Origin of the sequence: Nocardia carnea (assembly GCF_029868855.1) — a bacterium.
In the GTDB taxonomy this organism is placed as follows: domain Bacteria; phylum Actinomycetota; class Actinomycetes; order Mycobacteriales; family Mycobacteriaceae; genus Nocardia; species Nocardia carnea_A.
The window spans coordinates 1-26,863 of sequence record NZ_JARWOV010000186.1 but is presented as its reverse complement, the minus strand read 5'-3'; the positions used below and the strand labels follow the sequence as shown (position 1 = coordinate 26,863).

The window sequence follows — 26,863 nt, the reverse complement described above, 5'->3', positions numbered from 1 at the left end:
CGGGCAGGCGGGCCGCCGATTCGATCGGTGGGTCCCGGCCTCTGCCCTGACTCGTCACGGGTGCATGCGGGTTGTCATTGGGCCTGTTCCCGGTCTGTTCCGGCGGCGGCGGTCGCGGCGGCCACCCGGTGGTATGCCCGCAAGGTCTCCACGGTGATCCGATCCCAGGAATAGCGCGTGCGGACACGATCCCGCCCGGCCCGGCCGAACCGCTGCCGGGTCGACGGCGAATCCAGCAATTCGCGGACCGCGTCGGCCAGTTCGTCGGGCGCCTGCGGGGTGACCAGCGTGCCGGTGACACCGTCGACAACCGTATCGGTCAGGCCGCCGACCGCCGCCGCCACCACAGGCACCCCGCAGGCCATGGCCTCGAGCGGGGTGATGCCGAACGGTTCGTACCACGGGGTGCAGACGGCCACATCCGCCGAACGCAGCAGCGGGGCCATCTCCTGGCGCGGCACCTGACCGACCAGCCGCACCCGGTCGCGGACACCGAGTTCCGCCGCCAGCGCCAGCAGCCGGACCGCCTCCGGATCCTCGGCGAGATTGCCGTCGTCCGGCCCGCCGACGAGCAGCAGCTCGGTATCGTGCAGCCCGGTGAGCGCGGTGATCGCGATATCGAAACCCTTCCGCGGCACCAGCCGGCCCACACTGACGATTCGATGCCGCCCCGACCGCGGTGCGCGCGGACCTTCCGGTGTGAACCGCTCGAGATCGACACCACACGGGATCACCGAGGTCCGGGTACGCGGCAGGCCCAGGCGGGCCAGTTCGAACACCTCGTCGGTGCAGGTCGCGATGACCCGGTCGGCCTGTTCGGCGATCCGCCGTTCGAGATCCACCCGTCCGGGCGGGCTGGTGTCCTTCGGCCCCTGGTAGCGGCGCTTCACCACCCCGAGTGCGTGGAATGTCTGCAGCATCGGGATACCGAGGGGGCGGCTGGCGGCCAGCGTGGCGAGACCGGACATCCAGAAATGCGCGTGCGCGACATCGGGTGGCCGGCGTTGCCATTCGGCGCGCAGATACGCGCCGAATTCCTCCATATAGGGGAGGAGTTCATCCTTCGGCAGCGGCCGCGGCGGACCGGCCGGTACCCGGGTCACCCGGTAGCCCTGTTCGGTGGTCACGGTGCGCGGCGCATCGGGCTGTTCGTGACGGGTGTAGACGGTCACCTCGTATCCGCGCCGGGAAAGGCCCGCGGCGAGTTCGGCGACATGGACGTTCTGTCCACCGGCGTCGACACCGCCCAGTGCGGCGAGGGGGCTGGCGTGTTCGGATACCATCGCGATCTTCATCGTTACGCCCTTTCCGACCCGGCTCGAGGCCTCGATATGTTCGGCTAGGTGACTTCGGCGAGCAGGACATCCCACCGGCGCAGAAAGGCGCCGAGCCCGTAGTGCTCCAGAGCGAACTGCCGGCCCGACTTACCCGCCAGGACCGCCAGATCCGGTTCGTGCAGGAATTCGTGGAATTTCGCGGTGAGTGCCGCGATATCGGTGGAGACCGCACCGGCCTCCGGCGGTACGGTGGCGACCGCCTCGGTGGTGGCGAGGGCGACCACCGGCATACCCAGGTGCATGGCTTCCAGCAGCGACAGGCCCAGGGAAGTCCACCGCGCGGTGTGCAGGTAGACCCGGCGGCGCGCCATCTCGGCATGCAGCTCGGCCTGGGCGAAATCGCCGATCCCGCGTACCGTATGCGCGGTGGGTCCGGCCGGGGTGAACTCGCCGGCGCCGATCCCGTACAGATCGATCGGCCCCGCGCGGGCGAAATCGGCCAGCAGATCGCTACCCGTGACCCGGGCGCGGCGCACCGCCTCGTTGATCAGCGCGACCCCGTGCGGTAACTCCCCGGTGTACAGCGCCCCGGGGTCCACGATGCCGTGCGGCACCACGCGGGTCGGTGCCCGCCCGCTGTCCCACATCAGATCGTTGAAATGGGTGACGTGCACGAGCGGGATATCGGTGCGTTCGGCCAGCGGATGCCGGCTGGTGGCCGCGCCGTCGCGGGGAGCGTTGTGCTCGACATAGATGGCCGGGATATCGGTGCCGGGGCGGCGGCCCAGCCAGCGTTCGGTCAGTTCGATTTCCTCCGGCCGCTGCAACACGACCACGTCTGGCTCGGCCGCGCGCACTGCGTCCGCGGGTACCTCTTCGGCGGCCGGCCAGTCGCGGCCGCACCGGCCCCGGCCCCACGGTCCGCCACCGTCCAGGACCGGGAGGAGATACCGGTGCCGACCCTGGACGAACGATGTGGTCCACGAGCCGTGGACGTGCCAGAGCAGAACCCTGAGCTGCCTCGTCTCGACCATGTCGGTAGCTCTTGCCGGTTCCCGCCGGTTCAAACATGCCGCTGTCGAGCGGAAGATGCGGGTCTGTTCCGCGGTGGCCGGACACCGGTGTTTGAATCGGCTGTTCCAGGCAAAGCCGGGGAGCATGAGCGGACCGAGCACTGTCACAGAACCCATCCGGTACCCGGTAACCGACATCGAGATCCTCGACCCGGCCACCGGCGGCGCCGTCGGCACGATACCCATGACCGGAATCGCGGAAGTGGACCAGCGGGTCGCTGCCGCCCGTCATGCGCAATCACACTGGGCACGCACCCCGGCGACCGAACGCGCCGCGGCGGTACGCGCGGGAGCCGCCCGGCTCCGGGCGTGCGCCGACGAGATCGCCGCGCTCGCCGAATCCGAAACCGGACGCCCACGGACCGAGGGCGCCGAGGGCATTGCGGCCGGTGCGGCGACGCTGGAGCAGTACGCCGAACTCGGCCCGGTACACCGGGGCAGAAGCCTGCAGGGCGATATCGACGCCACCGACCTGATGGTGTGGGAACCGCGCGGCGTAGTGGTCGCGCTGACACCGTGGAACGATCCCGTCGCGGTGTCCTGTGGCCTGCTCGGCGCGGCTCTGGTCACCGGGAACACGGTGCTGTACAAGCCGAGTGAACGCGCCCCGCACACCGGCGCCCTCCTGGGCGAACTGCTCGCGAACATGCTGCCGGACGGAGTACTGCAGACACTGCAGGGCGACGGCACCGTCGGTGCGGCGCTGGCCGCACATCGCGATATCGATCTCGTCGCCCATGTCGGAAGTTCCGCCGCGGGGCGGTCGATCGCCCGCAGCGCGGCCACGACCGGCGCACACGTGCTGCTGGAGAACGGCGGTAACGATGCGCTCGTCGTCGACGCCGATGTCGACCCGGAATGGGCCGCGGAACAGGCCGCACTCGGCGCCTTCGCCAACTCCGGGCAGATCTGTGTCGCCGTGGAGCGGATATTCGTTCACGAAGCGATCGCCGAACCCTTCCTGGCGGCTTTGGCCACCGCTGCCCGCACCCGGACCACGGCCCCGCTGGTCGACCGCCGCCATCGCGAACAGGTACACACCCAGGTGCGCGAAGCGGTGACCGACGGCGCGGAACCGTTGACGGGCGGGACCGTGCCGGACGGCCCCGGCGCCCATTACCCGGCGACCGTTCTGGCCGGCTGCACCCCGGCGATGCGGATCATGCGTGAGGAGACTTTCGGCCCGGTCGCACCCGTGCGGGTCGTCCCGACGTTCGAGCAGGGCCTCGCCGAAGCCGCCGGCGACGACTACGGGCTCGCCGCGACCGTGCTCACCTCCTCGATGGCGAATGCCCAAACCGCCTGGCGGCAGCTGCCGGTCGGCACGGTGAAGATCAACGCGGTATTCGGGGGCGCACCCGGCGGCGCCGCCCACCCTCGTGGCGCCAGCGGCAGCGGATACGGCTACGGCCCCGAACTACTCGACGAGATGACCCGGACCAAGGTGGTGCATCTGCAACCGCCACCGCGGTAATCGGTCGGCTGCGCGGCCGCCATGCCGGCCTGCTGTGCCTCGCCGGTATCCCAGTGCCCCGCTCGAACGGACCTTGTCCAGCTGATGCGCCACACACTCGGTGACACGCGGGTTGTCTCGCATGGCCGGCACCGAACCGGATGGGGTGATGCCCGTCGGCCAGATGGGGCGCACCGCGGCCCGGTTACCGAGCCGCGTTCGGACACCCGATGCGCCGGTGTGCAGAGATATCCCGGGGCAACAGGGCAGGCAGGCGAGTCGTTCGCCGGGATCCGGGCGCTCGAGTGCGACCGGACCTCGGCAGCTTCAACATCGGGTTCAGTTCCGGTGGATTGGGCGGAGATCGCCGAGCTCGTCGCCGACGCCTATCGGGTGGTCCCATCCTCTGGCCGGCTGTGCCGGCGTCGGTACCCCGCGTGTCACGGCAGCGGTGGCCGCGGCTGCGGGCGATCTCCGGCAGGTAGCAGGAACCTGTGCGCCGTCGCGCGGTGTGCTCGCGGCCCGAGCGCGAACACCTGTCCGGTGGCCCCCGGCGGTGGCGCCGCGTCGTCAGCGTCGGGGTGGACAGCACACCGGCAGGTTCGACATCGGAGAGCGGGCTGCCCGATCCACCCAGCGCCTCCCGTCCGGCGCGGTGCGCGGCAGTCGGTGCGGACGGGTTGCCGTGGCCGGGCCGAATGGCGCCGACCAACGGTGGCGTGCCTGGAGAATGCCGCCCGGTGTCGTCGAGAGGGGATGCCGGGCGTCTCGGTCGATTGGCGCGCGGCGAACCGGGTAAGCGCGCACCATGCGCGTACTGGTGACCGGATGGTCCAGCTTTGTGCACGGGGAAGCGACGGCCGGTGATGTGCTGAGCATGCGCCGCGTCGGCGAGACCTTGGCCGGGGCCGGGATTCCGTACGAGACCGCGTGGAGTCCCGGGTTCCGGCCCGATGCGCTGCATCTCGACGACGCCGACTCCGGCCGCTACTCGCATCTCGTCTTCGTCTGCGGACCGGCGCACGGCGAACAGGTGCGCACCCTGCACGAACGATATGCGAGCTGCCGCCGCATCGCCGTCGGCGTATCGGTACTCGACCCCGCCGACGCGGCGGTCACCGGATTCCACCGGGTGCTGGCGCGCGACGATCCGGGTACCGCCCGCCCGGATATATCGGTATCGGCGATCACCGGCACCGTTCCGGTGATCGGCGTGGTCTTCGCCCCGGGACAGGCGGAATACGGCTCGGCGCGACGGCACGATTCGGTGCACGAGGCGTTGGAGCGCTGGCTGGGCGGCCTGGACTGCGCCCGGTTACCGCTGGACACCCGGCTCGCCGGCGACGATTGGCGCCAGTGCCGCACCCCCGATCAGCTCGCCTCGGTTTTCGCGCGACTAGACGCGGTGGTCACCACCCGGCTCCACGGTCTCGTATTCGCTGTGCGCGCAGGCGTGCCCGTTCTGGCGGTGGACCCGGTCGCGGGCGGGGGAAAGGTGACCGCGCAGGCGGCTGCTCTGGGCTGGCCTGCACTGATTCCGGCCGAACAGGCGCTCGACGCCGATGTGGTCGACCGGTGGTGGCGGTGGTGTCTGTCGACCGCGGGCCGCGAACACGCCCGGCGCAACGATTTCCCGGCCGCCGATTCCCTGGCGGCCGCGCTCCTCGACGAACTACTCCCGGGACGTTCCGCATGAGCCCGGCCGACGATACGGCGAAGGCCGCGACCCGCCACGCACCGCGGCACCCGACCGGCGGCGCGGTGAATACTTCGTCCGGTAACGGAGCAGCGTCGGCGGGCCGGGGGCCGGCGGCGGCAACGAACGCCGACGGCGGGGGAGCGCGCACCACGGTGGTGATCGCGACCCGCAACCGCGCTCCTGAACTCGCGCGTACCCTGACCGAGTTGCGCGCGCTGCGGCCGCGCCCGGAGATCCTTGTGCTGGACAACGCGTCCGAAGACGACACCGCCGCCGTGGCCGGAACCTTCGACGGGGTCACGGTGATCCGGTTGCCACGCAATCTCGGGGCCGCGGCCCGCAATCTCGGCGTCGAACGGGCTCGCACACCGTATGTCGCGTTCAGCGACGACGACTCGTGGTGGGCCGGTGACGCATTGACCCGCGCGGAACGACTGTTCGACGCCTGTCCGCGACTCGGTCTCGTCGCGGGACGCACACTGGTCGGTGCCGGAAACCGGGACGATCCGGTCAACGAACTGATGGCGACCAGCCCGCTGGGACAGACCGCCGACCTGCCGGGGCCCTCGGTTCTCGGGTTCCTCGCCTGCGCGGCGATCGTGCGCCGGGAGGCATACCTGCGGGCCGGCGGGTTCAGCCCGCTGCTGCATTTCGGCGCCGAGGAAAAACTGCTGGCGCTCGACCTGGCGGCCGCCGGCTGGCAACTCTGCTACGTAGCCGATATCCGCGCTCACCACCATCCTTCGGCGCAGCGTCCGCCGCCGGGGTGGCGCAGGCGCGCCGAACAGCGCAACAACGCGCTGATCACCTGGATGCGCCGCCCGCTGCGGAAGTGCGCGGCGGAAACGGCAGGCCTGCTCGGCCGCGCGGTACGGGACCCGCGGACGGTTCCGGTGGCGGCGGGGGTCCTGGGCCGGCTGCCGTGGGCGCTGGCGCAGCGGTGCCGGTTGCCGCCGGAAGTCGAGCGGGGTGCGGGAATGCTGGAACTCGCCGAGGAAAGGAAGTGACCGGATGGGCACCGACCGCATCACGGTGGTGATCATGACCCGCGACCGCCGGGAGCAACTGCTGGAAACGCTCGCCGAGATGACCACCCTGCCCGACGCGGCGCCGATCATCCTCGTGGACAACGCATCCACCGACGGAACAGCCGACGCGGTATCCGCGGCCTTCCCGTCGGTGCAGGTGATCCGGGCGCGCGAGAACCTGGGTGCGCTCGCCCGTAATCTCGCGGTCGAGCGTGTACGCACACCGTATGTCGCGTTCTGCGACGACGACACCCAATGGCAGCCGGGTGCCCTCACCCGTGCCGCCGATCTGCTCGACCGGTACCCCGGTCTCGGTTCGGTGACCGGGCGCTGCCTGGTCGCTCCCGACCTACGCGAGGATCCGATCACGCCGGAACTGCGCGATTCACCCGTCCCCGGCCCCGATTGGTTGCCGGGTCCGGCATTGCTCGGCGTGATGGCCGCCCTGTCCGCGTTCCGGGTGAGTGCGTTCCGCGAGGTCGGCGGGTTCTCCCGGCGGCTGTGGTTCGGCGGCGAGGAGGAATTGCTGGCACTGGATCTGGCAGCGCACGGCTGGTGGATGTGCTGGATCGAGGACATGGTGATCCACCACGCGCCGTCGGTGCTCCGGGATTCGACCGGGCGGCGCGGTCTCGGGATCCGGAACACCCTGTGGACTCTGTGGTTACGCCGGCCGGTGCGCAGCGCGGCCCGCCGGACCGCGGCGGTGCTGCGTTCCGCACCGGCCGACGCGGCGACCGTCCGCGCCGTCCTGGCGGCCGTCCGCGGCTTGCCGTGGGTGTTGCGTGAACGCGAAGTGGTACCGGCCGAGGTGGAGGCGGGTCTCCTGTTGCTGGAGGACTCCCAGGCGCGTTCACCGGCCCGGCGTTACGTGGGCTGAACCGCTCCCGCCCGGTCCGGTTCCGCGAAGTGTCGAAGTGCGGGGCCGGGGTATCCGCGCCCCATGAACGCACCCACCGGAATGGCCGAGTCCTACTGGATGCACTCGACCGGGCCGACCGCGTACCCGCGGGTCACCGAGGATCTCGACACCGATGTGGCCGTGATCGGCGGCGGTATCGCGGGACTCTGCTGCGCCTGGGAGATCGCGAGCACCGGCCGGTCGGTCACCGTGCTCGAGGCCGACCGTATCGTCAGCGGAACGACCGGCTACACCACCGCGAAGGTCAGCGCTCAGCACACACTGGTGTACGACTCGTTGCGGTCGTCGTTCGATGCCGGCACCGCCCGCCTGTACGCCCGTTCCCAGCAGAACGCCGTGGAACATCTGGTGCGTACGGCCGCCGATCTGGGTATCGACTGCGAACTGGAACGGGCACCGGCCTACACCTACGTCACCTCCGCGGACGAAGCCGCGACCATTCGGGCGGAGGTCGCGGCGGCGGCCGAGGCCGGGCTGCCGGCATCGCTGGTGACCGAGACCGGGCTCCCGTTTCCGGTGGCCGCGGCGATCCGGGTGGACGATCAGGTCCAGTTCCATCCGCGGCGATACCTGCTCGGCCTGGCCGAGAACCTTGTCCGCGCCGGGGGAACGATCTACGAGCGGACGCGGGTGGTCGGACTGGACGAGGGCGACCCTTGCCGCTTGACCACCGAGCACGGTGCCACGGTGCGTGCCCGCGATGTGGTGGTGGCGACGCACTATCCGATATTCGACCGGGCACTGCATTTCACGCGATTGCAGCCCCGGCGGGAACTGGCGGTCGCCGGTCCGCTGGCCACCGACGCGGATCCGCACGGGATGTACATCACGCCCGAGGAGAACACCCGCTCCGTCCGCACCGCCCCGTACGGTGACGGTCGCAGGCTGCTCATCGTCACCGGGGAACATATGCGGCCGGGCGTGGGATCGACCGCGGCGGCCGTCGAGCGCCTGGCCGGCTGGGCGCAGACGCATTTCCCGGTGGACTCTCTGGACTTCCACTGGGGCGCACAGGACAACACCACCACCGACGGCCTTCCCTATATCGGCCGCTTCCATCCCGGAACTCGCCACGTCTACGTGAGCACGGGATTCGGCGGCTGGGGGATGACGCACGGGATCATGGGCGGCCGGCTGCTCGCCGCCGAACTGGCCGGAGAGCCGCTGCCGTGGGCCGGAATCTACGACCCCCGCCGGCTGCACCCTCGCGTCGAGACCGGCACCCTGCTGAAATCCGGTCTCGAGGTGGGCCGTCATCTGATCGGTGACCGTCTCGCTCCGAGCGCATACGTCGATTCCGCCGCCGATCTCGCCCCGGGCAGCGGGGCGGTGATGCGCCGGTCCGGCCGGCGCAGCGCGGTGTACCGGGACCACGACGGCCGGTTGCACGCCGTCTCGGCGGTCTGCACCCACCTCGGCTGTGTGGTCGCGTTCAACGACGCCGAAACCAGCTGGGACTGTCCCTGCCACGGATCGCGTTTCGATATCGACGGCAACGTCCTGGAAGGCCCGGCGACGACCGCACTGGACCCGATCGATCCGGACGAGGACTGATCGCCGTATTCCGTCGCCACAACTCGGCGCCGACATGCAGGCCCGGGGCCTGAGAATCCTCGACCGGCACTGACCGTAACGGCCGGCGCGTGGGGTCACGATTGCGAGCTCGACAACCACGTCCCCACGTGGCACCGAGGTACGGCCCCTGTCGTCGGCTCCGTACCGAGAAGGCGGTGCGGAGCCGGACCCGCACCGCCGGAGGCGGTCACATGATGACAGCGATTCCGGGGAACCAGCTCAGCGTGGTGGCGCTACACTCCGTAACCCCGCCGGTTGGACCGCGAACTCCAGCCCGTAATTGTTCAGGGTGGCCGGTAGCGGCGTACCCGGTGCGAGATGGTGGGAGCACAACCGGAGTTCGGGTCCGGACAGCAGGTGCGCGAGCAGCGCGCTGGTGACGAACAGGACCAGATTCCGTCCGGGGCATTCGGCCGGACCGGCGCTGAAGGGCACCAGCTGCGGATACTGTTCCGCGCGGCCATCGAGCCATATATCCGGCGTGAAGCTGTCGGCGAACGGCAGCGACCGGCGGTCGCGGTGGAACGCCGGGACCAGGATGAGCAGCGCCGCGCCGGGCTCGAGCGCGAACTGTTCTGAACCCGTACGCCACGTGGTCCACTCGGTGGTGTCGCGCAGGATCACCGGGGTGGTGGGCCACAACCGGATCGATTCGAGAACACACGCCCGCAGATAGGGCCGCAGCCGCACCTGGTCCGGATCCTCGGCGTCGGCCCGGGCGCGAGCGCGCTGATCCGGATGCTCGGTGAGCAGGGCCAGTGCCCGCGACAACGCGATCCCCGCCGCGTCGAAGGCGAACAGCCACTGCGGCATCTGCCCCACCGGGTCGATCGCCCCGCCCGCGGGGGTATCGGCCAGGGCGCCGGCCAGACTGCCGGGTTCGGCGTTCTCGACATAGTCGTACAACCGGGAGAGGAAGCGGTCTCGCCTTCTCCGCAAGGGTGGCGCCCCGAAAGCCCCGTTAGCCGCGCCACGCAACCGCCACAGCTCATCGGTGATGGCATCATCGGTGCGGGCCCGCTCACCCAGCACAACCCGGCGCACCAGCCGCCACCACGCGGCCGTGACATCCGCTGCCCCCACAACGCCGCGCCGGCCGGCCTGTTGGAGCAGGTCCTGGGCTTCGCCGGCGACCTTCGCCGCGAACGGCTCGGCCAGATGGTGCAGGGGTACACCGGTATCGAGCGCCGCTTCGTTCACGGCTCGTCGCCGTTCGCGGATCGGTCCCTGCGATACCAGCACGCCGTGCGGCTGGAACTGCCCGAGCGCGGCCCGTTTCTCCCGGTTGGCCGGATCGAACGGTTCCGGCGCCCCGGCCAGTACCCGGCCCACGTCCTCGGGGTCGAGTATCACGATCACCCGCCGGCCGGGCACGACCAGTTCGACCGGTCCGCGGCCGAACTCGGCGCGCAGTTTGTCCCATCGCCGCGCCGCGCGTTCGTCGGCCTGGATCCGCTCCAGCACGCCCAGTACGGGCCGGCGGCGCGCGATCACCCCGGCGCTGATCGCCGGGAAACCGAGGTCCACCAGCGTGGTGGCCGCCCGGAGCCCGGTGAGTCGGTGCGCGTGCACATCGGCCATCCCGTCTCCTTCCGCCGTCGCCGGCGCCGCCCGCCGACGCGGTCCGCGTACCCGGACCGCTCGCGGCGAAACAGCGGACAGAGCCCGATCCGGGCTCGGTGGCGCGGCCGTCTTACAGAATCGGCCTGCCGCCGGTCACCGCCACCCGCGCGCCGGAAACATAGCTGCCGTCGTCGGAGGCGAGCATCACGTAGACAGGCGCCAGTTCGGCGGGGCGTCCGGCCCGGCCGAGGGGAGTATCGTCGCCGAACGCGCTGACCTTTTCGTTCGGCATGGTGGACGGGATCAACGGGGTCCAGATCGGCCCGGGCGCGACGCTGTTCACCCGGATCCCCTTGTCGCCGAGCATTTGCGCCAGGCTGGCGGAGAAGTTGGCGATGGCGGCCTTGGTGGCGGCGTAGGGCGCCAGAGTGGGGGAGGGGGTATCGGAGTTCACCGAGGAACTGCCGATGATCGAACCGCCGGCGGGCATATGCGGCAGGACAGCCTTCACCAGGTGGAAGTAGGCGTGGACATTCGTTTTGAAGGTGTAGTCGAATTCCTCGTCGCTGATCTCCTCGAGGGTGTTGTGCGTCATCTGATAGGCCGCATTGCTGACCAGCACGTCGACCCGGCCGAATGCCTCCACCGCGCGGTCGATCACCGTCCGGCAATGCGCCGGATCGGACAGATCGCCGGGCACCAGCACCGCCCGGCGGCCCGCCTCCTCGACCAGCGCGCCCACTTCGCCGGCGTCGTCGTGTTCGTCGAGGTAGGAGATCAGGACATCGGCGCCCTCGCGGGCGAAGGCGATGGCCACGGCGCGGCCGATTCCGCTGTCTCCGCCGGTGATCACGGCTGTTTTACCGGTCAGCTTCCCGCTGCCGCGGTAACTCTGCTCGCCGCAATCCGGAATCGGTGTCATTCGCGACTGGACACCGGGTACCTCTTGCTGCTGTTCCGGGAACCCCATTGCTGTGCTCCTTCCGCGGCGAACGAGTCCCGCCGTATCGATGCCGGAGTGGTCGAGCACCGGATTGCCGCGCTGTAGTGATCGAAACCGGCCGGCGTGATCCGGCCGGTCGCACGGTGTGCCGCTGCGCCCGAGCCGCGGGTTTGGGCTCGGCCTGATCGGGAAGCGCCTCCTTCGAGGCACGGCCCACTTCGGAGCCGTCGAGCCCCCTGGAGCAGGAGGATGTGGTGACAGGAAGTTCGGGCCCCGGGACAGTGGTCATCGGGGTGGTGGCGGATCCCGACCTACCCGCGCGTTTGGCCCGAGATCTGGCGCAATCCCTGCCGGCGGCACTGGCCGGGGAGGACCACGGAATCGAATGGCGTGTGGAGGTTTTCGACGACCCCTTCGAGGCGATGTATCCGGATGTCGAGTACGTGATCGACAAGGCCGCCCGCCATGTCCGCGACACCTCCTGGGATCTCGCCCTGTGCCTGACCGACCTGCCGCTGCGCAGTGACGGCCGGGTCGTGCTGGCGTCTCTGGATCTGCGGCACCGGGTCGCGCTGATTCCGTTACCCGCACTCGGCGGCCTGCGTCTGCGGTCCCGGCTCCGGGCACTGGCGGCCGGGATAGTTGCGGCATTACGCGACGACGCGGAAGCTACGCATCCCGGGCACAAGGCAGCGGACCAGGCGCCTTTCCGGAGCGTGCGGATCGTGGACGACGGCGCGGGGTCGGTGCTCGTGGAGCGGGGCGGTCCGCTCCGGTCCGCCGGTCTGCTCGCCGGGATGGTGCGCGCGAACCGGCCGTGGCGTTTGTTCGTCGGACTGTCCTCGGCCCTGGCCGGATCACTGGCCGGGACCGCGTTCGGCGTGCTCTACTCGAGTATCTGGCAGTTGGCGACCGCACTGGGCGGGTTCCGGCTCACCGGAGTGGTGCTCGTGGCGGTCACCGCGCTGGCGGTGTGGATCGTGGTGGGCCACAGCCTGTGGGAACGGCAGAATGTCCAGGCCTCGATTCCGGTCCGCGAGCTCCGGCTGCGTAATACCGGGACAGCGGTCACGGTGGCCATCGGCGCGCTGGTCTTCTACTCGGTGCTCTTCGTCATCACCTGCGCGGCAGTAACTCTCGTCATCCCGCCCGCTTATCTGGAGACCGTGCTCGGCGGGCCGGTCGGGGTACGCGACTATCTCACCATTGCCGCGATGGCGAGCGCGCTGGGGACCGTGGCCGGCGCGGTCGGGTCGGGGCTGGAGGACGATCTCACCGTCCGTAAGGCCACCTACGGCTACCGCGACCGGGAGCGCCGCAGCTGGGTCGATCGGCAGCGTGACCAGGAGGGCTCGTGAACGGCGGCGCGGTATCCGGTGATGGGCGCCGCCTGTCACGAGCAGGATTTGGGAACCGAGTGGTTCAGATCCGGAGTTCCTGGGCTTTGGTCTTGGCGCCCTGCACCATGAGACGGAAGGCGTCCGGGTCGCCGCGCAGTAAGGATTTCCCCAGATCCTTGATCTGTTCGTAGGAGGCGTGCGGCGGGATCGGCGGCACATCGGGATCACAGCGCACATCGAGCACCGTGGGACTGTCGGTGGCCAATGCCCGGTCCCACATATCCCCGATATCGGCGGGATGGTCGATGGCGATCCCCTCCAGACCCATCTCGTGTGCGAGATCGGCGTAGGGGACATCGGGAAGATTCTGGGATTCCTCGAATTTCGGCGCCCCGCCCATGGCGCGCAGCTCCCAGGTGACCTGGTTGAGATCGTTGTTGTGGAAAACACAGACGATAAGCCGCCGATCTTCCCACAGGTGCTGGTAGCGCGCGATGGTCATGAGCTCACCGAGCCCGTTCATCTGCATGGCACCGTCGCCGACCAGGGCGATCACCGGCCGGTCGGGATGGGCGAATTTCGCGCCGATCGCATACGGCACACCCGGCCCCATGGTGGCCAGCGTGCCCGACAGCGAACCACGCATATCTCCGCGGAAGCGCAGGCAGCGGGCGTACCAGTTGGTGGAGGAGCCGGAATCGGCGGTGACGACCGCGTTCTCGGGAATCCGCTCGGACAGTTCGGTGACCACCCGCATCGGGTTGATCGGCTTCGCCTCCACCGCCGCCTGCTGGGCGACCGTCTCCCACCAGCGGGCGACATTCTTCTCGACGGTGTCCCGCCACGAGCGATCCGTCTTGCGCCCGAGCAAGGGGATCAACTGCCGCAGAGTGGCTTTCGCATCCCCCACCAGATTCACCTCGGTGGGGTAGCGCATCCCGATGAGCGCGCCGTCGATATCGATCTGCACCGCACGGGCCTGATCGAAATCCGGCAGGAACTGGCTGTAGGGGAAATTGGAGCCGACGATGAGCAGGGTGTCGCAGTCCCGCATCAGCTCATAGCTGGGCCGGGTACCGAGCAGTCCGATGGACCCGGTGACGAACGGCAGCTCGTCGGAGAGGACATCCTTGCCAAGTAACGCCTTGGCGATCCCCGCACCGGTGAGCTCGGCGACCTCCAGCACCTCCGCGGCCGCGGCGCGCGCACCCTGCCCGATGAGCATCGCGACCCGCGAGCCCTGGGCGAGCACCTCGGCCGCCCGCTCGAGGTCGGCCGCCGGCGGAGTGAGGGTGCTGTGCTGGCTGCTGGGCGGGCTCGAAGGGACCTGTTTGAACGCGTGCTCCGGCGGCCGATACGGCTCTTCCTGCAGGTCGGCGGGCAGAATCACGACGGTCGGCGCGCGGCGGGCCATCGCGGTACGGAAGGCACGATCCAGCGCGTTGGGCAGCTGGCTCGCGACATTCACCTCGACGAGATAGTCCGAGGCGACATCCTTGAACAGCGATTGCAGGTCGACTTCCTGCTGGTAACTACCACCCATCGCGCTGCGGGCGGTCTGGCCGACGATCGCCACCACCGGGACATGATCGAGTTTGGCGTCGTAGAGGCCGTTGAGCAGGTGGATGGCGCCGGGACCCGAGGTCGCGGTGCACACCCCGACCTTCCCGCTGAACTTGGCGAAACCGGTTGCCTGGAAGGCCGACATCTCCTCGTGGCGCGCCTGTACGAACCGGGGCCGGTTGTCGGCACGGCCGAAGGCGGCCACAAGACCGTTGATCCCGTCGCCCGGATAACCGAAGACCTGGTCGACTCCCCATTCGCGGAGACGTTGCAGTACGTAATCGCCCACCTGCAGCGACATGTGTCCTCCTGGTTCTGGTGGATGGCGCGGCGTCGCGGGCGGCCTACCCGCTCGACGCCGGTTCAACCAAGCGGAGACATGATCTGCCGCCGTAGGCCGGATCACCTGCGCACGTGAACGGCGGCCGTATTCGGGTAACCGGTGCCGGAGAACCCCTGGAGGTGGTTGTGCATGAACGAACACGGTGGCCCCGAACGCGATACCGCGCGGTCGCTCGATCCGTTGAATCCGGTCGACCCGTTGAATCCGGTCGACCCGATGACCCCCGCCGACCCGGTGAGTTCGGTGGATCCGGTGCACGCGGGGGACCCGGTGAGTCCGGTGGACCCGGCCGACCCCATGGCACCGCGCGTGGCGGTGGTCCGGGAGCGGCCGATGCGGACCTGGCTGTGGCCCACGCTCTTGATCTTCGGGCTCGTCATCGGTGGGGCGCTGGTGGTGATGGTGCTGGTGAGTTCGGCGGACTTCGGCGACGAACCCGCACGGGTGACTCCGACACCGGGATCGTGCCATCCGTTCTGTACGCAGACCGGAGCCCCGCCCGCGCCGTGACCAAGGTGTGCCGCTCCGCTCGCGGCGGTCGGACCGGTCTCGGTGCCGCACCTGCCCTGAGCGCACCGCCGCGAACTCTCGGTCCGGAGCCGGCGCCCCGCGGAGTGGACGGCTCCGGCGAGCTGACGCAGCCTCGGCGGGATCAGGCCGAATGCGGCAGGCTGGTGAGCGCGCGTACCGCGTCCGCCAGCGGGATCATCCGTTCGGATTGCTCGGCCAGCAGCCCCATTTCGATGTACTGGCGGATCAGGATGGACGGCGTCACACCGTGTTCGGCGGCCTTGCGCCGGACCCGGTCGCGCATGTCCGGGGTCCATTTGAACGAGGTGGCGACCATGCCTTGTTCGATACGGTCCGTCGTCGGCGGTAGCGGCGGCAGGGCGGCGGTGTCGTCGTAGGTGAGGGTGTTCAGGAAATCCTCGGCCGCCTCGGGAGTCCGCGGGTAGCCGGGGTCGGGTTCGTCATCGATCATCTCGGGTCGCCTCCCATGCGGTGTATTCGGCGAGCTGGTGGGGCCGCATCGCGCTCGCCAGCAGGATCTGCCAGCTGGCATCGGTGCGCAGCCACCGCAGCAGCACGATCAGGGCGCGACCGTCGTCGGTACGACCCCAGACGGTCGCGGTGGGTAGTCCCTCGCGGCTCGTCGCCGCCCGGGGCCACCGCCGCGGCGAATACAGCACCTCCAATACTTCCCAGGGCTCGATCCCGCTGCGGTGGAGCAGGTCGTACGCTCCGACCCACCATTCGTATTGCCCGTGATCCACGGACAATCACGATAATACCCCGGTATTACCCGCGCGGGTACGAGCCGGTCCCGGTGAATACGGTCATTCGGGGGCGGGCACCAAGGTGTTCTGCCGCGCCGCGACCCACCAGCGTCCGTTCTCCCGGACCAGGACATACAGCGCGACCATCGCGGGATCGCGGTCGATGGGTTCGCCGTCCGCGGTGACTGCGCGGGCGGCCTTGTGGGCGATCGCGATATCCGGGCGGAGGAAGACGATATCGGTGACCGCATAGCGGACGTATTCATCGGCCAGGAAACCGGCGAGGCCGCGGCGGGCACTGTCCAGGAGGGCGTCGTATCCGGAGATTATCGTGCCCACCGCGTTACCCGCGGCGGCGTTGGCGGTGAAACCGCTGACCATCAGTTGCGCGTCGTTGGTGTTGTAGCCGGTTTCGACATCGGTGACCAACTGCCGGATCGCGGCGACATCGGCGGTGTGGTCGACCGTGCTGTCCTCGACCGTGGGGCGTTCGTCTGCTGTTGCGCTCATGTCAACAGCTTGGAACCTCAATAAAGGTTGTGGTCAAGCACGGCGGTTTGTGGCAACCGGCACACGCTCGGTCGGGTCAGCGCAACTGGACGACAGCCGTCGCCCGCCCGAAAACCCGGCGGCCCTGATACCGGGCCGTCAGCGCGATCGTCGCGGTCCGAGTGGCCGGATCGGTCGCCTTCACCCGGCCGGTGAACTCGATTTCGGCCCCCTCCCGCGTGACGAAAACCGGACTGGTCAGCCGGACCGCGTACTCCCGGAGCGCACCCGGGTCGCCGAGCCAGGAGGTGACGAAACCGGCGGCGGTACCGATGGTCAGCATCCCGTGTGCCACCGGCGACTCCAGGTCCACGCGATCGGCGACCTCGGCGCTCCAATGGATGGGATTGGGATCCCCGGATACCCCGGCGTAGTTCACTAGATCCCCGATCGTGAACCGCACTGTCCGGGCAGGTAGCTCGTCGCCGGCCCGGACGGTATCGAAATCGCGGACATACGGCCCGGCCGTCGGCTCGGTACCGGGCAGCGCGGGCCGCGGACCGTCCGTCCGGGTGGGCGAACCGGCCCGCGGGGCAGGGGCGGGCCGACCGGCACCAGGCCGGAAGCCGTGCATGAGCACACCGGCGCCCAGCTCGCCGAGATCCGGGCCCACACCGCTACGCCCCACCACATCGGTCCGGGAAACCAGAACCAGCACGCCGTCCTGATCGGTGACCACGGTTTCGAACGACATGAGGTCGCCACCGAACGCGTGGCGCATCGATTCCAGATGGACCTCGAAGGACAGGGCGTCGCCGGGCCGAATCGGCCGGTGATAGCGGATCACCTGGTCGGTCTGCATGACCTGGCTCAGGTCGTAGCCGGTCATGACGGATTCGAACATCTCGGTCTGCGCCAGGAATCCGGGCACGGAGAAGAACGTCGGCGGGGCGATCAGGCCGTCGTATCCGTAATCGATCCCGGCGCCCTCGGACCAGTGCACCGGATGGTGATCCTGGACGGCGCGGGCGAACTCACGGATCTTCTCCCGGCCGACCACGTAATGGTCGCGGGCGCGGTAACGCATTCCTACCGGGAGTTCGCCGGCGATGAAAGTGCTGCCCGCGGAGTCGATTACATCCTCATGCCCCATGAGTGCAAACCTTACCGAGTCGATGACAACAATGCTGAGCAAGTGCCTTGCACCCGGCGCGAGGCTGGTCGCCGTCCGGGTGCCCGCCACGGCCGCTACCCGATATGCGCCGAGAGGTCCGGCAGCATCCGCAGCGCCTGATCGGCCCAGTTGTTCCAGGCGTGGATCCCGTGGGCGGGGAAGTCGTAGTGCACGTTCTGCGCGCCCAGCGTCGCCATCCGTACCTGGAATGCCCGGGTGTTCACCAGCGCCAGTGCTTCCAGGCCCATCCCGTTGACGGTGCCGATACTCGGGCCGTCGGTCGCGGTGGGCAGCCCGCTGGCTGCCGAAACCCATAGTCGCGTGTTGTTGGCGACCAGACCGGGTGCGGCGACGAACGGGTCGATATGCAGCCACTTCGGATCCCACGGGGCGGCCATCGAATCCACGTTGTAACCGCCGGCGTCGACCATCGCCAGCCGGATCGCCTCCCGCATACCGGGCGCGGAAATGTTCAGGTAACCGGAGTAGGAACCGGCGAAGCTGAACTGGCCGGGGTAGTGCGCGGCGAGGGTGAGTGCGGCGCTACCGCCCATCGACAGGCCGAAGACACCGTTGCGATGGCTCGCGAAACCCAGCCGGTCGCGCAATGCGGCGGGTAGATCGCGGGTCAGGAAGGTCTCCCACTTATAGGTGTAGGACTTACCGGGACCCTCGGCCATGACCTGCAACCCGCCGGAGCCCGACGCCGAACCCGACGACGATCCGTTCCCGGATCCGGTTCCCGGCGGCACGCCGAGGAAGGTACTGGGGGCGTTCCAATCGGTGTAGAAGCTGGACTGTCCGCCGACCGGCATCACCACATTGATATTCCATTTGGTGAACTCCCGGGCGATATCGGTATCGATCTCCCAGCCGCTGAGGTCCTCACGGGCGCGCATACCGTCGAGCGCGTACACCACTCGGGAGGTATTGCCGTCGGCAGCACGGAACACGCGGGATTTGATCGGGCCCATCGCGGAGTCGACCCAGAAATCCGTACCCGCGGGGTCGAAGGCCGCCCGCGCGGTGGGGGCGCCACCGCTGACCAGCGATATTGCCTGGATAATCACGGCGAGCGCGGCGGTGGCCAGCCAGAATCTGCGGCGGCTGCGGAGGGCGGGGGTCGCCGGGGACAATCGCATGAGAGAACAGGGCCTTTCGTCCGGTGTGAGCACATCGTGCGTACGGCCGGCTTCCGCCGTCCGTACGCTTCCCGACCGGTGCCGAACAACGCGTGGCCCTGCCACGGCATCGGCATACCGGTTGCTGTGTCGCTTCCGGAGAGCGTCCTGTTACCTTTTTGTGATGTGTCACGCCACCGGGACGGTGCGCCTATGACCGGTTCCGGCCGGCCGGAATGGCCGCCGGAATCCCGCCCCGGCTACTTGTGCGCTTTTTTGTAGGCCTCGATCACCTCGGCGGAGATCCGGCCGCGGTTCGAGACCTCCATACCGTTCGCGCGGGCCCATTCGCGGATGGCCTGGGTCTGCCGGGTGTCGGTCGCGGCCTGGGCGGGACGTTTGCTCTTCGTGACCCGGCCGCCGACCCGGCGCGCGTGCGCAGCCCACCCCCCGACGATGTCGCGCAGTTTCCCGGCGTTGCGTGCCGAGAGATCTATCTCGTAGGTGACACCGTCCAGAGCCAGGGTGACGGTCTCCTCCGCCCGGGAAGTTCCGTCGTAATCGTCGACCAGCTCAACGATGACCTTGCGCGCCATGCAGTCCTCCGAAAGTGGGCATATTGTCCCGGCAATCGTAGCGATATCCTTACGGCGCACCGGAACCGGCGGCGGTCGCGGCCGGTGGCAGGCGTTGCGCCGCGGCGGCGAATCGAATCCGGTCGGCCGGGGAGCCTGCGGCGACGATCCCGTGCCGGTTGCCGCCGCGCGGCCTTCACGGCGCGGCGATGAGCCGAATCTCCTCGACCACGACGCCGGGGTCGGTGATCGGGGGATAGTGGCTCGAATTGTGCGCCAGGACATGGCGCCCGCCGGTGACGGCGGCGCGGTGCGCGTGCGCGGCATTGGCTGCCGCTCGGACCCGTGCGTTCATCCCGTCGCCCGCGCGTGCGCCCGATATGACGGTGACCGGGATATCGCCGGCAGCCGGAGGTGCCTCACGCCAGGCCGCGAGATCGTCGAGAAAGGTGCGGGCCTGTACCGCCTGCGTACGGATGACCTCCGGGATGAACGCCTCGCGCTCCATATCGGCACGGACATCCGCCGGCATCGCGTCGAGCAGCCGGCCGAACATCCGGCGCAGCAGGCCCAGCCGCGCGAGGCACCCGTTCACCGTGATCGCCACGCGCTCCATCCGCCGGAAGGCGGGCCCGAACAACATATCCGCGGCCTCGTCGGTGGGATCGACGAGCACGAGCCCGGCCGTGCGGTCGAGCCGCCGGGCGGCGGCGAGCCGGGCGATCACACCGCCGGCGCTGTGGCCGGCCAGCACGAACGGCCCGGGCCCGAAATGATCGAGCACATCCACCAGATCATCGGCCATCCGGTCCAGGCTCCGGCCCGCCGGGTCGGCAGGGCTACGGCCCAGGCCCGCGCGGTCGTAGACGACGGCGCGAGCGAACCGGCCGACCTCCGGTTGCACCAGCCCCCACGAGGAACGGGTGGCCGCCGCGCCCGCTTCGAAGACGACCACCGGGGCCGTGTTGTTCTGCGGACCCGGTAGGACCATGGTGTGCAACCGGCGCCCATCCCGGGTGGTCACCCATTCCGACACCCCTTGGACGTGCCCGTGCTGATCCGGCCCGGTTACGGCTTCGCGGTCGAGCATGCGGCGTCCCCTCGTCGGTAATTCCCCCGAGCCCCCGGGAGCGGCTCCGGTGCGGAGCCCGGGCGCCACCCCGGCACCCGGCCGTACCGTATCACCGCGCGGTACACACCGGGTCCTCGTCGCGCTGTGGCCCGCGGAGGTCGTGGCCGCGGCAGCGAAAGTTGTTTCTTGCGAGGCCGGTCGGAACCGCGCGAACTGCGTGAGGTACCGCCGGAATTATCCCGGCGGTACCTCACACGGCTCCGTGCCGGGAATGCCGCGCACCGAATCCCGGAGCGCCGACCGGTCATGTTTCCGGTAATCGGCGGGGTAAACCGCCGAACCTTCGCGATGCGCTCGGTCGCTCCCGGTCCGTACGTGGACCGGCGAGCCCGCTTATCCGACGCGGGTCGTGTGGAACTCGTGAAACGCGCGCAGCGTCTCCTGCGGCGATTCCAGTTGCGGGTAGTGGCCGACAGCGGGCAGTTCCACCACATCGGGTTCGTCGACGAGACGGCGATAGCGGCGCACCATCCGCTCCCCGGACACCGGATCGCGTAGGCCGTCGATCAACCGGACCGGTACCTGCGGCCGGACGAGCGCACCCACCCAGCGCTGCCGGTGCGTCCGCCGTTCGGCCATATAGCCCATCAGTTTGTGTCCGTTGCGTTTCCCGTGCTTACTGCACCACAGCAGCCAGAAACGATGCATTTCGTCGGCATCGGGTTTGCTGTCCGGACCGAAAACCGCGGCCAGGCTGTGCGCGAAGGTGCCCTCGGTGCCGAACCGGCCGACCAGCGGGCCGACTGGTCCGGCCAGCAGGCGCTGGATGGGCCGCGGCCGGTGGGCCTCCGGGAAGAGCCCGCCGTTGAGCAGGCAGACCGATTCGATGATCAGCGAGGTATCGCTGCCGGCCCGGCGTTCGGCATCGCGGGCCAGCAGTTCCTGGGCGACGGTATCGCCGTAGTCGTGGGCCAGGATGTGGAACCGGTCGACGCCCTGTTCGCGCAGGAGCTGTTCACACAGATCGGCCTGATCGGCGATCGTGTAGTCGTAGTGCTGCGGTTTGGCCGACCAGCCGAATCCGATCAGGTCCGGGGCCAGGACGCGGGCGAATTGTTCGCACAGATCCGGCCAGATCCGATGCCAGTCCCAGGACGCGGTGGGAAAACCGTGCAGGCACAACAGTGTTCCGGCGGAACCGGTCCCGCCGGGCCGCCAGAAGATCTGGTGTCCGCGATGGGTGAAACGCTGCCCGTTCGACCGCCAGCTCGCAAACTCGTCCATGCTCACAGCATGCCCCGCCGCGGTCCCCGGGTCGAGCAGGTCCCGGGCGCGTCGGCGTCACCGCGGCAACAGCTGCGGCCACGCGCGGTCCGTCGCGGGGCCGTACCGCGCCCCGTCCATTAGGGTCGGGGCGGCAACCCCTCGAGGTCCATACCCTACGAGCCGTCCAGGAGGCCCGCCGTGCGGATCGGCATTCTGCTCAGTGAACGATCCGGGAGCGACGCCCTGCGCGCGCTCACCGATGACCTGCGCCGGACCGCCGACGAAGGCTTCGTATCGGCCTGGATGTCGCATATCTTCGGCGTCGACGCGCTCACCGCGCTGGCGGTGGCAGGTAGTCGGATACCGGATATCGAGCTCGGCACGGCCGTGGTGCCGACCTATCCGCGGCATCCGGGCGCGCTCGCCCAGCAGGTCCGCACGACTGCGCTGGCGGTGGGCCCGGACCGGCTGACCCTGGGAATCGGGCTGTCCCATCGCGTGGTCATCGAGAACATGTTCGGGTACGGATTCGAGCGCCCCGCCCGCCATATGCGCGAGTACCTCTCGATTCTCGGCCCCCTGCTGCAGCGGCAGCCGGTGTCGTACACCGGGGAAACCCTGACCGGGAATCTGGAACTCGGGATCCCGGACGAAGGCCGGATTCCGGTTCTGCTGGCGGCCATGGGCACCCGGATGCTGCAACTGGCCGGGCGCCGCGCCGACGGGACCGTGCTGTGGATGACCGGGCCGGCCACGATCCGGGAACATATCGCCCCGACCATCACCGCGGCCGCCGCTGATGCCGGCCGGCCACCGGCCCGTATCGTGTGCGCGCTGCCGGTGCTGGTGACCGACGACGCCGACGCCGCGCGCGAACGGGCGGCGCGGACGTTCGCCACCTACGGCACACTGCCGTCCTACCGGGCGATGATGGACCGCGAGGGCGCGGCCGGCCCCGCGGACCTCGCGATCATCGGCACCGAGGATCAGGTCGAGGCCCGGGTGCGGGAGGTATTCGACGCCGGCGCCACCGAATTCGTCGCCTCGGTCTTCGCGGGTGGCGCGGCGGCGCAGCGTACGCGGGCGCTACTGGCCGGCCTGCTCGGCTGAGCGGGCGGCGGGTCAGGCCGGCCGGGTGATCATGACCGGGCAGGCGGCCCGCTGGATCAGCGACTGACTGGTCGAGCCGAGCAGCAACCCACGGAATCCGCCCCGGCCGCGGCTGCCCACCACGACCAGTTGGGCGCGTTCGGACCATTCGCGCAGATGCAGCGCCGGGGTCGAGGGATAGACCTCGCGCCGGACGGTGACCTCCGGGTAACGCTGCTGCCATCCGGCCAGCCGCTCGGCGAGTACGGCCTGTTCGGCGGTCTGCAGGTCTTCGGCCGGTATCTCGATGAACCCGGTACTGGCGAATTCGGTGAAGGTGAGATCGCTCCAGGTGTGCACGGCGACCAGTTCGGTTCCGCGTTCGGAGGCCTCGGCGAAGGCGGCAGCGACGGCGGTATCGCTGACCGGGCTGCCGTCGATCCCGACCACCACCGGGCCGCTCGTGATGTCCTCGGCGTCCTCGCGGACCGCGACGATGGTGCCCTGCCCGTGCGCCGCGACCGCCAGAATGGTCGATCCCAGATGCGCGATGGCGCCACCGCGGCGTGACCCGAGGACGACCATATGGGCGGATTTGGACAATTCGATCAGCATCTTGGCGGGACTGTGCTCGGAGAGCAGAGTGTCGGGCGCGAGGCCCGGCGACGCCTCGCGGGCAACCTGCACGCCGGTGGTCAATGCCTGTTCGCCGTGCGTGCGCAGGGTTTGCACGGCCTCGTCGACCATCGGCTGATAGGCGACCAGCCAGGTTTTGGCCGGGGTGGAATTCATCCCGTAGGCCAGGACGAGCCGCCGCCCTCGCCGGGCAGCCACCGTGGCGCCCCAGCGGATGGCCGAATGGGCGGCGGGAGTTCCGTCCACGCCCACCACCACGGCAGCGGATACGAGCCGATGCGGATCCTCCGGGTTATCGGTCATAGGCCGAGTATCCACCCGGCAAACCACACCGGCCCTGCACTGCGGGCGTGTCTGCACGATTGCGTGTCGCGGAATTGTTGCCCGCCGGTCTTTCCGGCGCGGCCCGGAATTCTCGTCGGCGGCTCGCCGTCCATGGGGCTTGTCGAATGCCGTGAAATATGCAGATCATGATCACGTGCTGATATCGGATGGGGTGATCGGGCTACGGCCGATCGAGGTCGCCGACGCCGCGGCCCACTTGGCCGCCCAGGATCGGGAGTCGGCGCGCCGGACGGCCGGGCCCGGCACACCGAATACGGTGGCCGAATTCGAACGGTGCGCCGCGGAGTGGGCAGCCGACGGGCCTCGCAAAACGTTTGCCGTGGTAGAAGTTTCGTCGCATGCGCTGGCCGGGACGCTGGATGTGACACTGGAACCGGAATTCCTGGCGAAACGGCAGGCCGATATCAGTTACGGAATCCACGCGCCGTGGCGCGACCGCGGAGTGCCCGGCCGTACGGTCGTTCTGGCCTGCCGATATCTGGCCGGTAACGATCTGGCGGATGAAGCGGTGCTGCGGATCGATAGGGACAACAAATCGGAGATCGCGCTTTCCCATCAGCTCGGATTCCACTACCACCGCAGCAGTATCGGCCCCGAGGGCTGCCTGGACTGGTTCATCCAAGCCCTGTGACCGGGGCTCACGCGCCTTTACGGGTTCGCTTCTGCGCGGTTTTGCGTGGGGTCGTCTTGCGGGCCTTCGCGGTGCCGGAGCTCTTCTCGCCGGTGGATTTCGTACCGCCGGATTTTCCGCTACCGCGGGCGCCGGACTTTCCTTCACCGCGGGCGCCGCTGGCCTCCAGGCTGCGCTGCAGCGCCGCGACCAGATCGACCACCTCGGCATCGGCTTCCGCGGCCGGTTCCTCGGCGCGTTCGGGAACCTTCCCGTCACCGCTGGCGATCGCCTCCTCCAGAATCCGCTGCAGTTCGACCTGATATTCGTCGGTGTATTGATCAGGATCGAAATCGTCGGACATCGATTCGACGAGTGTTTCGGCCATTTTGATTTCCTGCGGCCGGGGCGCTTTGGCCTCCTCCAGCGATTCGAACGAGACCGAGCGCACCTCGTCCGGCCACAGTAGCGTCTGCAGCACCAGCATTCCGTCGCGCACCCGCATCGCGGCCAGCCGGGTCTTCTGCCGCAGCGTGAAATGGACCAGGGCGGTGCGGTCGATACGCTCGAGCGTGGCGGCCAGCAGCACATAGGCCTTGGGGGTGGTCGAATCCGGCTCCAGATAGTAGGTCTTGTCGTAGAGGATCGGATCGATCTGCTCCGACGGGACGAATTGCAGAACCGGGATCTCGTGCTTCTCGGCCACCGGTAATTTCGCGAAATCGTCGTCGGTGAGCACGACCTTCTCACCTTCCGGCGATTCGTATTGTTTGTCGATATCGGCGAATTTCACCGACTGCCCACAGACGGTGCAGACGCGGTCGTATTTGATCCGGCCCCCGTCCTTGGCGTGGACCTGGTGGAACCGGATGTCGTGGTCCTCGGTGGCGGTGTAGACCTTCACCGGGACGTTGACCAGCCCGAACGCGATCGAGCCTTTCCAGATTGACCGCATCACTCCATGATGACCGAACCCGACCCCGGGTGCGAGAGAGCCGGAAGATGGAGTGTCGCCGCGGCGAGCCGCGCGCGGGTACGGCCGGGCAGTGCCGCGAACAACCTGGTCATCGCGGCGAGCGTGCCGGGCAGATCGTCGCGACCGGAAAGATACGCGCGTTGCAGGTCGATATCGAGGTCGAAGAACGTATCGAAGAAACCGGGAAGTTCGCTCGGCGGTAATGCGAGCAAGGCCCGCAGCCCGGCCCGGCGCAGCCGGTACACGGCCCGCGCGGCATTCGACGCTCCCGCGTGACCGGCCACGACAACGTCCACCGCCGCCAGAGCCGAACCGACGCTGTATCCGGTGGCCGGGTGCAGGTACCCGCCGGCGGCGCCGAATCGGCGCGCCCCCGGCGCGCCTCCCACGACGGCGAAGCGAACCCGCTCGACGGTTTCGTCCCCACGTACTCGGACACCACGAGCCCGTAACCTGTACCGCAACCGCTCGGCGAGTTCACCGAGCTCGATCGGTGGCGTACCCACCAGGCAGGTCTCCTCGTAGAGGACACGGCCGCCGCCGAGCGGGATCGTGTAGAGGAACGACCGCGGTGCGCCGGGGTCGGCACCGTTGTCGGACCGCCAGTCCATGAACAGGGCAGGTTCGTTCTGTCCGGGATCGTCGAGCACGAGTCCGTAGGCCGTCTGTTCGGCCCGGCCGGCCCCGCGTCGCAGGCCGCGTGCGTCGATCACGCGGCCGGCCCGCAAGATCTCACCGGTGTCCAGTGTGACGGTGTGCCGGCCGAGGGCGGTGGCGCGCCCGGTCAGCACGGTCGCCCCATCGAGGTCGAGACTGTGCTGCAGCCGGGCGGTATCCAGTACCGTGTACGCCCGCGGGATAGCGTGCGCGCGCCGGCCGTGGGCCTGCGGCCGGGCGACCGTTGCCGCGATCGCGGTACTGTCCAGCCAGGGCGGGAGTTCGTCGGTCCAGGCGGCGTAGGTCGCTCGCCAGCGCCGCCGTGGATTCGGATCGATCGCGACAACCGCCATACCGTTCGCCAGACACCGGTGGGCGAGCGCCCGACCGGCCGGGCCCAGACCGCAGATCACGATATCGGCGTGCACGGGAGGATGGAAACACGGTCGGCGCGACCCGGACTCGGCGGGGTGCCGGATCGAGGTCTCTGCCGGGGTCGGCCGTTCACGATGCTGTGACCGGGACGATCGACGTTCTTCGATGACGAATCCCATCGCCGATCTCCGCCCACGGTCACCAGTTCGTCCGTCGTGGTGAGGAATTCTGCCGCAGCGTCCGGTTGTAGATCGGCCGCAATCAGTAGCAGTCGGTGCGTTGTCCGGGATCCGACGGGTCGTTCGACGACGACGCGGGCCCGCCCGCCCCTCGCCCCGGTGGGGGGGGGGGGGGGGGGGGGGGGGGGGGGGGGGGGGGGGGGGGGGGGGGGGGGGGGGGGGGGGGGGCGGGGGGGGGGGGGG

General features: G+C 69.3%; 25 protein-coding genes. 9 read left to right on the top strand and 16 right to left on the bottom strand.

Annotated features, from left to right (window positions below; genetic code table 11):
* Window positions 1–74 precede the first annotated feature (74 nt).
* Window positions 75–1,295, bottom strand: a complete 1,221-nt coding sequence (locus tag QH195_RS16575; protein WP_280422919.1) for a glycosyltransferase — start codon at window positions 1,293–1,295, stop codon at window positions 75–77.
* A gap of 44 nt (window positions 1,296–1,339) precedes the next feature.
* Window positions 1,340–2,311, bottom strand: coding sequence for a glycosyltransferase (locus tag QH195_RS16570; RefSeq protein WP_280436041.1), 972 nt, complete (start codon window positions 2,309–2,311; stop codon window positions 1,340–1,342).
* Window positions 2,312–2,435: 124 nt separating this feature from the next.
* Between QH195_RS16570 and QH195_RS16565 the strand changes: the two genes are divergently transcribed.
* The 5 genes from QH195_RS16565 (at window position 2,436) to QH195_RS16545 (ending at window position 9,006) form a co-directional block, all read left to right on the top strand.
* Window positions 2,436–3,824, top strand: a complete 1,389-nt coding sequence (locus tag QH195_RS16565) for an aldehyde dehydrogenase family protein (protein WP_280436040.1) — start codon at window positions 2,436–2,438, stop codon at window positions 3,822–3,824.
* Window positions 3,825–4,611: 787 nt separating this feature from the next.
* Window positions 4,612–5,499 carry a polysaccharide pyruvyl transferase family protein gene (locus QH195_RS16560; RefSeq protein WP_280436039.1) on the top strand — a complete coding sequence of 296 codons (888 nt, stop codon included), beginning with the start codon at window positions 4,612–4,614 and terminating at the stop codon, window positions 5,497–5,499.
* Window positions 5,496–6,509 carry a glycosyltransferase family 2 protein gene (locus QH195_RS16555; RefSeq protein ID WP_280436038.1) on the top strand — a complete coding sequence of 338 codons (1,014 nt, stop codon included), beginning with the start codon at window positions 5,496–5,498 and terminating at the stop codon, window positions 6,507–6,509. Before QH195_RS16560 ends, QH195_RS16555 begins: the two co-directional genes overlap by 4 nt.
* A gap of 4 nt (window positions 6,510–6,513) precedes the next feature.
* Window positions 6,514–7,410, top strand: a complete 897-nt coding sequence (locus QH195_RS16550; protein ID WP_280436037.1) for a glycosyltransferase family 2 protein — start codon at window positions 6,514–6,516, stop codon at window positions 7,408–7,410.
* 63 nt (window positions 7,411–7,473) lie between these two features.
* A complete protein-coding gene (locus tag QH195_RS16545) occupies window positions 7,474–9,006 on the top strand; it encodes an FAD-dependent oxidoreductase (RefSeq protein WP_280436036.1) in 1,533 nt (510 codons plus the stop codon).
* Between the two features lie 240 nt (window positions 9,007–9,246).
* On the opposite strand, the gene QH195_RS16540 is transcribed toward QH195_RS16545, so the two are convergent.
* Together QH195_RS16540 and QH195_RS16535 are read right to left on the bottom strand one after the other, a co-directional pair.
* Window positions 9,247–10,608 (bottom strand): cytochrome P450, encoded by a 1,362-nt coding sequence (locus QH195_RS16540; RefSeq protein ID WP_280436035.1) that lies wholly within the window; start codon window positions 10,606–10,608, stop codon window positions 9,247–9,249.
* 112 nt (window positions 10,609–10,720) lie between these two features.
* Entirely contained in the window at window positions 10,721–11,560 is an 840-nt protein-coding gene (locus tag QH195_RS16535) for an SDR family oxidoreductase (RefSeq protein ID WP_280422911.1), read from the bottom strand.
* A 227-nt stretch (window positions 11,561–11,787) separates the two neighbouring features.
* On the opposite strand from QH195_RS16535, the gene QH195_RS16530 reads away from it, so the two are divergent.
* On the top strand, window positions 11,788–12,891 hold the full coding sequence (locus tag QH195_RS16530; RefSeq protein WP_280436034.1) for a hypothetical protein: 1,104 nt from the start codon (window positions 11,788–11,790) through the stop codon (window positions 12,889–12,891).
* A 64-nt stretch (window positions 12,892–12,955) separates the two neighbouring features.
* Here the strand turns inward: QH195_RS16530 and QH195_RS16525 are convergent, their stop codons facing one another.
* On the bottom strand, window positions 12,956–14,737 hold the full coding sequence (locus tag QH195_RS16525) for a thiamine pyrophosphate-requiring protein (protein ID WP_280436033.1): 1,782 nt from the start codon (window positions 14,735–14,737) through the stop codon (window positions 12,956–12,958).
* A 171-nt stretch (window positions 14,738–14,908) separates the two neighbouring features.
* On the opposite strand from QH195_RS16525, the gene QH195_RS16520 reads away from it, so the two are divergent.
* The gene (locus tag QH195_RS16520) at window positions 14,909–15,289 is read left to right on the top strand and encodes a hypothetical protein (RefSeq protein ID WP_280436032.1); all 381 of its coding nucleotides are present in this window, start codon (window positions 14,909–14,911) and stop codon (window positions 15,287–15,289) included.
* A 142-nt stretch (window positions 15,290–15,431) separates the two neighbouring features.
* Here QH195_RS16520 and QH195_RS16515 read toward each other — a convergent pair whose 3' ends face one another.
* The 8 genes from QH195_RS16515 to QH195_RS16480 all read right to left on the bottom strand — a co-directional run bounded on the left by QH195_RS16515 (window position 15,432) and on the right by QH195_RS16480 (window position 21,771).
* Window positions 15,432–15,761, bottom strand: a complete 330-nt coding sequence (locus QH195_RS16515; protein ID WP_280436031.1) for a hypothetical protein — start codon at window positions 15,759–15,761, stop codon at window positions 15,432–15,434.
* A complete protein-coding gene (locus tag QH195_RS16510) occupies window positions 15,751–16,053 on the bottom strand; it encodes a hypothetical protein (RefSeq protein WP_280436030.1) in 303 nt (100 codons plus the stop codon). The genes QH195_RS16515 and QH195_RS16510 overlap by 11 nt, the downstream gene beginning before the upstream one ends.
* Before the next feature lie 63 nt (window positions 16,054–16,116).
* On the bottom strand, window positions 16,117–16,566 hold the full coding sequence (locus QH195_RS16505) for an SgcJ/EcaC family oxidoreductase (protein ID WP_280436029.1): 450 nt from the start codon (window positions 16,564–16,566) through the stop codon (window positions 16,117–16,119).
* Window positions 16,567–16,642: 76 nt separating this feature from the next.
* The gene (locus tag QH195_RS16500) at window positions 16,643–17,698 is read right to left on the bottom strand and encodes a fused (3R)-hydroxyacyl-ACP dehydratase subunits HadA/HadB (RefSeq protein WP_280436028.1); all 1,056 of its coding nucleotides are present in this window, start codon (window positions 17,696–17,698) and stop codon (window positions 16,643–16,645) included.
* Window positions 17,699–17,793: 95 nt separating this feature from the next.
* Complete coding sequence (locus tag QH195_RS16495) at window positions 17,794–18,861, bottom strand: alpha/beta hydrolase (protein WP_280436027.1); 1,068 nt, start codon at window positions 18,859–18,861, stop codon at window positions 17,794–17,796.
* A gap of 239 nt (window positions 18,862–19,100) precedes the next feature.
* Window positions 19,101–19,436, bottom strand: coding sequence for a histone-like nucleoid-structuring protein Lsr2 (locus QH195_RS16490; RefSeq protein ID WP_280436026.1), 336 nt, complete (start codon window positions 19,434–19,436; stop codon window positions 19,101–19,103).
* A 175-nt stretch (window positions 19,437–19,611) separates the two neighbouring features.
* Window positions 19,612–20,505, bottom strand: a complete 894-nt coding sequence (locus QH195_RS16485) for an alpha/beta fold hydrolase (protein WP_280436025.1) — start codon at window positions 20,503–20,505, stop codon at window positions 19,612–19,614.
* Between the two features lie 375 nt (window positions 20,506–20,880).
* Window positions 20,881–21,771, bottom strand: coding sequence for an alpha/beta fold hydrolase (locus tag QH195_RS16480; RefSeq protein ID WP_280436024.1), 891 nt, complete (start codon window positions 21,769–21,771; stop codon window positions 20,881–20,883).
* A gap of 180 nt (window positions 21,772–21,951) precedes the next feature.
* Between QH195_RS16480 and QH195_RS16475 the strand changes: the two genes are divergently transcribed.
* Window positions 21,952–22,863, top strand: coding sequence for a TIGR03564 family F420-dependent LLM class oxidoreductase (locus QH195_RS16475; RefSeq protein ID WP_280436023.1), 912 nt, complete (start codon window positions 21,952–21,954; stop codon window positions 22,861–22,863).
* A gap of 12 nt (window positions 22,864–22,875) precedes the next feature.
* Here the strand turns inward: QH195_RS16475 and QH195_RS16470 are convergent, their stop codons facing one another.
* Complete coding sequence (locus tag QH195_RS16470; RefSeq protein WP_280422898.1) at window positions 22,876–23,781, bottom strand: universal stress protein; 906 nt, start codon at window positions 23,779–23,781, stop codon at window positions 22,876–22,878.
* Between the two features lie 175 nt (window positions 23,782–23,956).
* Here QH195_RS16470 and QH195_RS16465 point away from each other — a divergent pair, with 175 nt between their 5' ends.
* Window positions 23,957–24,454 (top strand): GNAT family N-acetyltransferase, encoded by a 498-nt coding sequence (locus tag QH195_RS16465; RefSeq protein ID WP_280436022.1) that lies wholly within the window; start codon window positions 23,957–23,959, stop codon window positions 24,452–24,454.
* Between the two features lie 7 nt (window positions 24,455–24,461).
* On the opposite strand, the gene QH195_RS16460 is transcribed toward QH195_RS16465, so the two are convergent.
* Together QH195_RS16460 and QH195_RS16455 are read right to left on the bottom strand one after the other, a co-directional pair.
* Window positions 24,462–25,388 carry a Ku protein gene (locus QH195_RS16460; RefSeq protein WP_280422896.1) on the bottom strand — a complete coding sequence of 309 codons (927 nt, stop codon included), beginning with the start codon at window positions 25,386–25,388 and terminating at the stop codon, window positions 24,462–24,464.
* Window positions 25,388–26,494, bottom strand: a complete 1,107-nt coding sequence (locus tag QH195_RS16455) for a lycopene cyclase family protein (RefSeq protein ID WP_280436021.1) — start codon at window positions 26,492–26,494, stop codon at window positions 25,388–25,390. Before QH195_RS16455 ends, QH195_RS16460 begins: the two co-directional genes overlap by 1 nt.
* Between the last annotated feature and the right edge of the window lie 369 nt (window positions 26,495–26,863).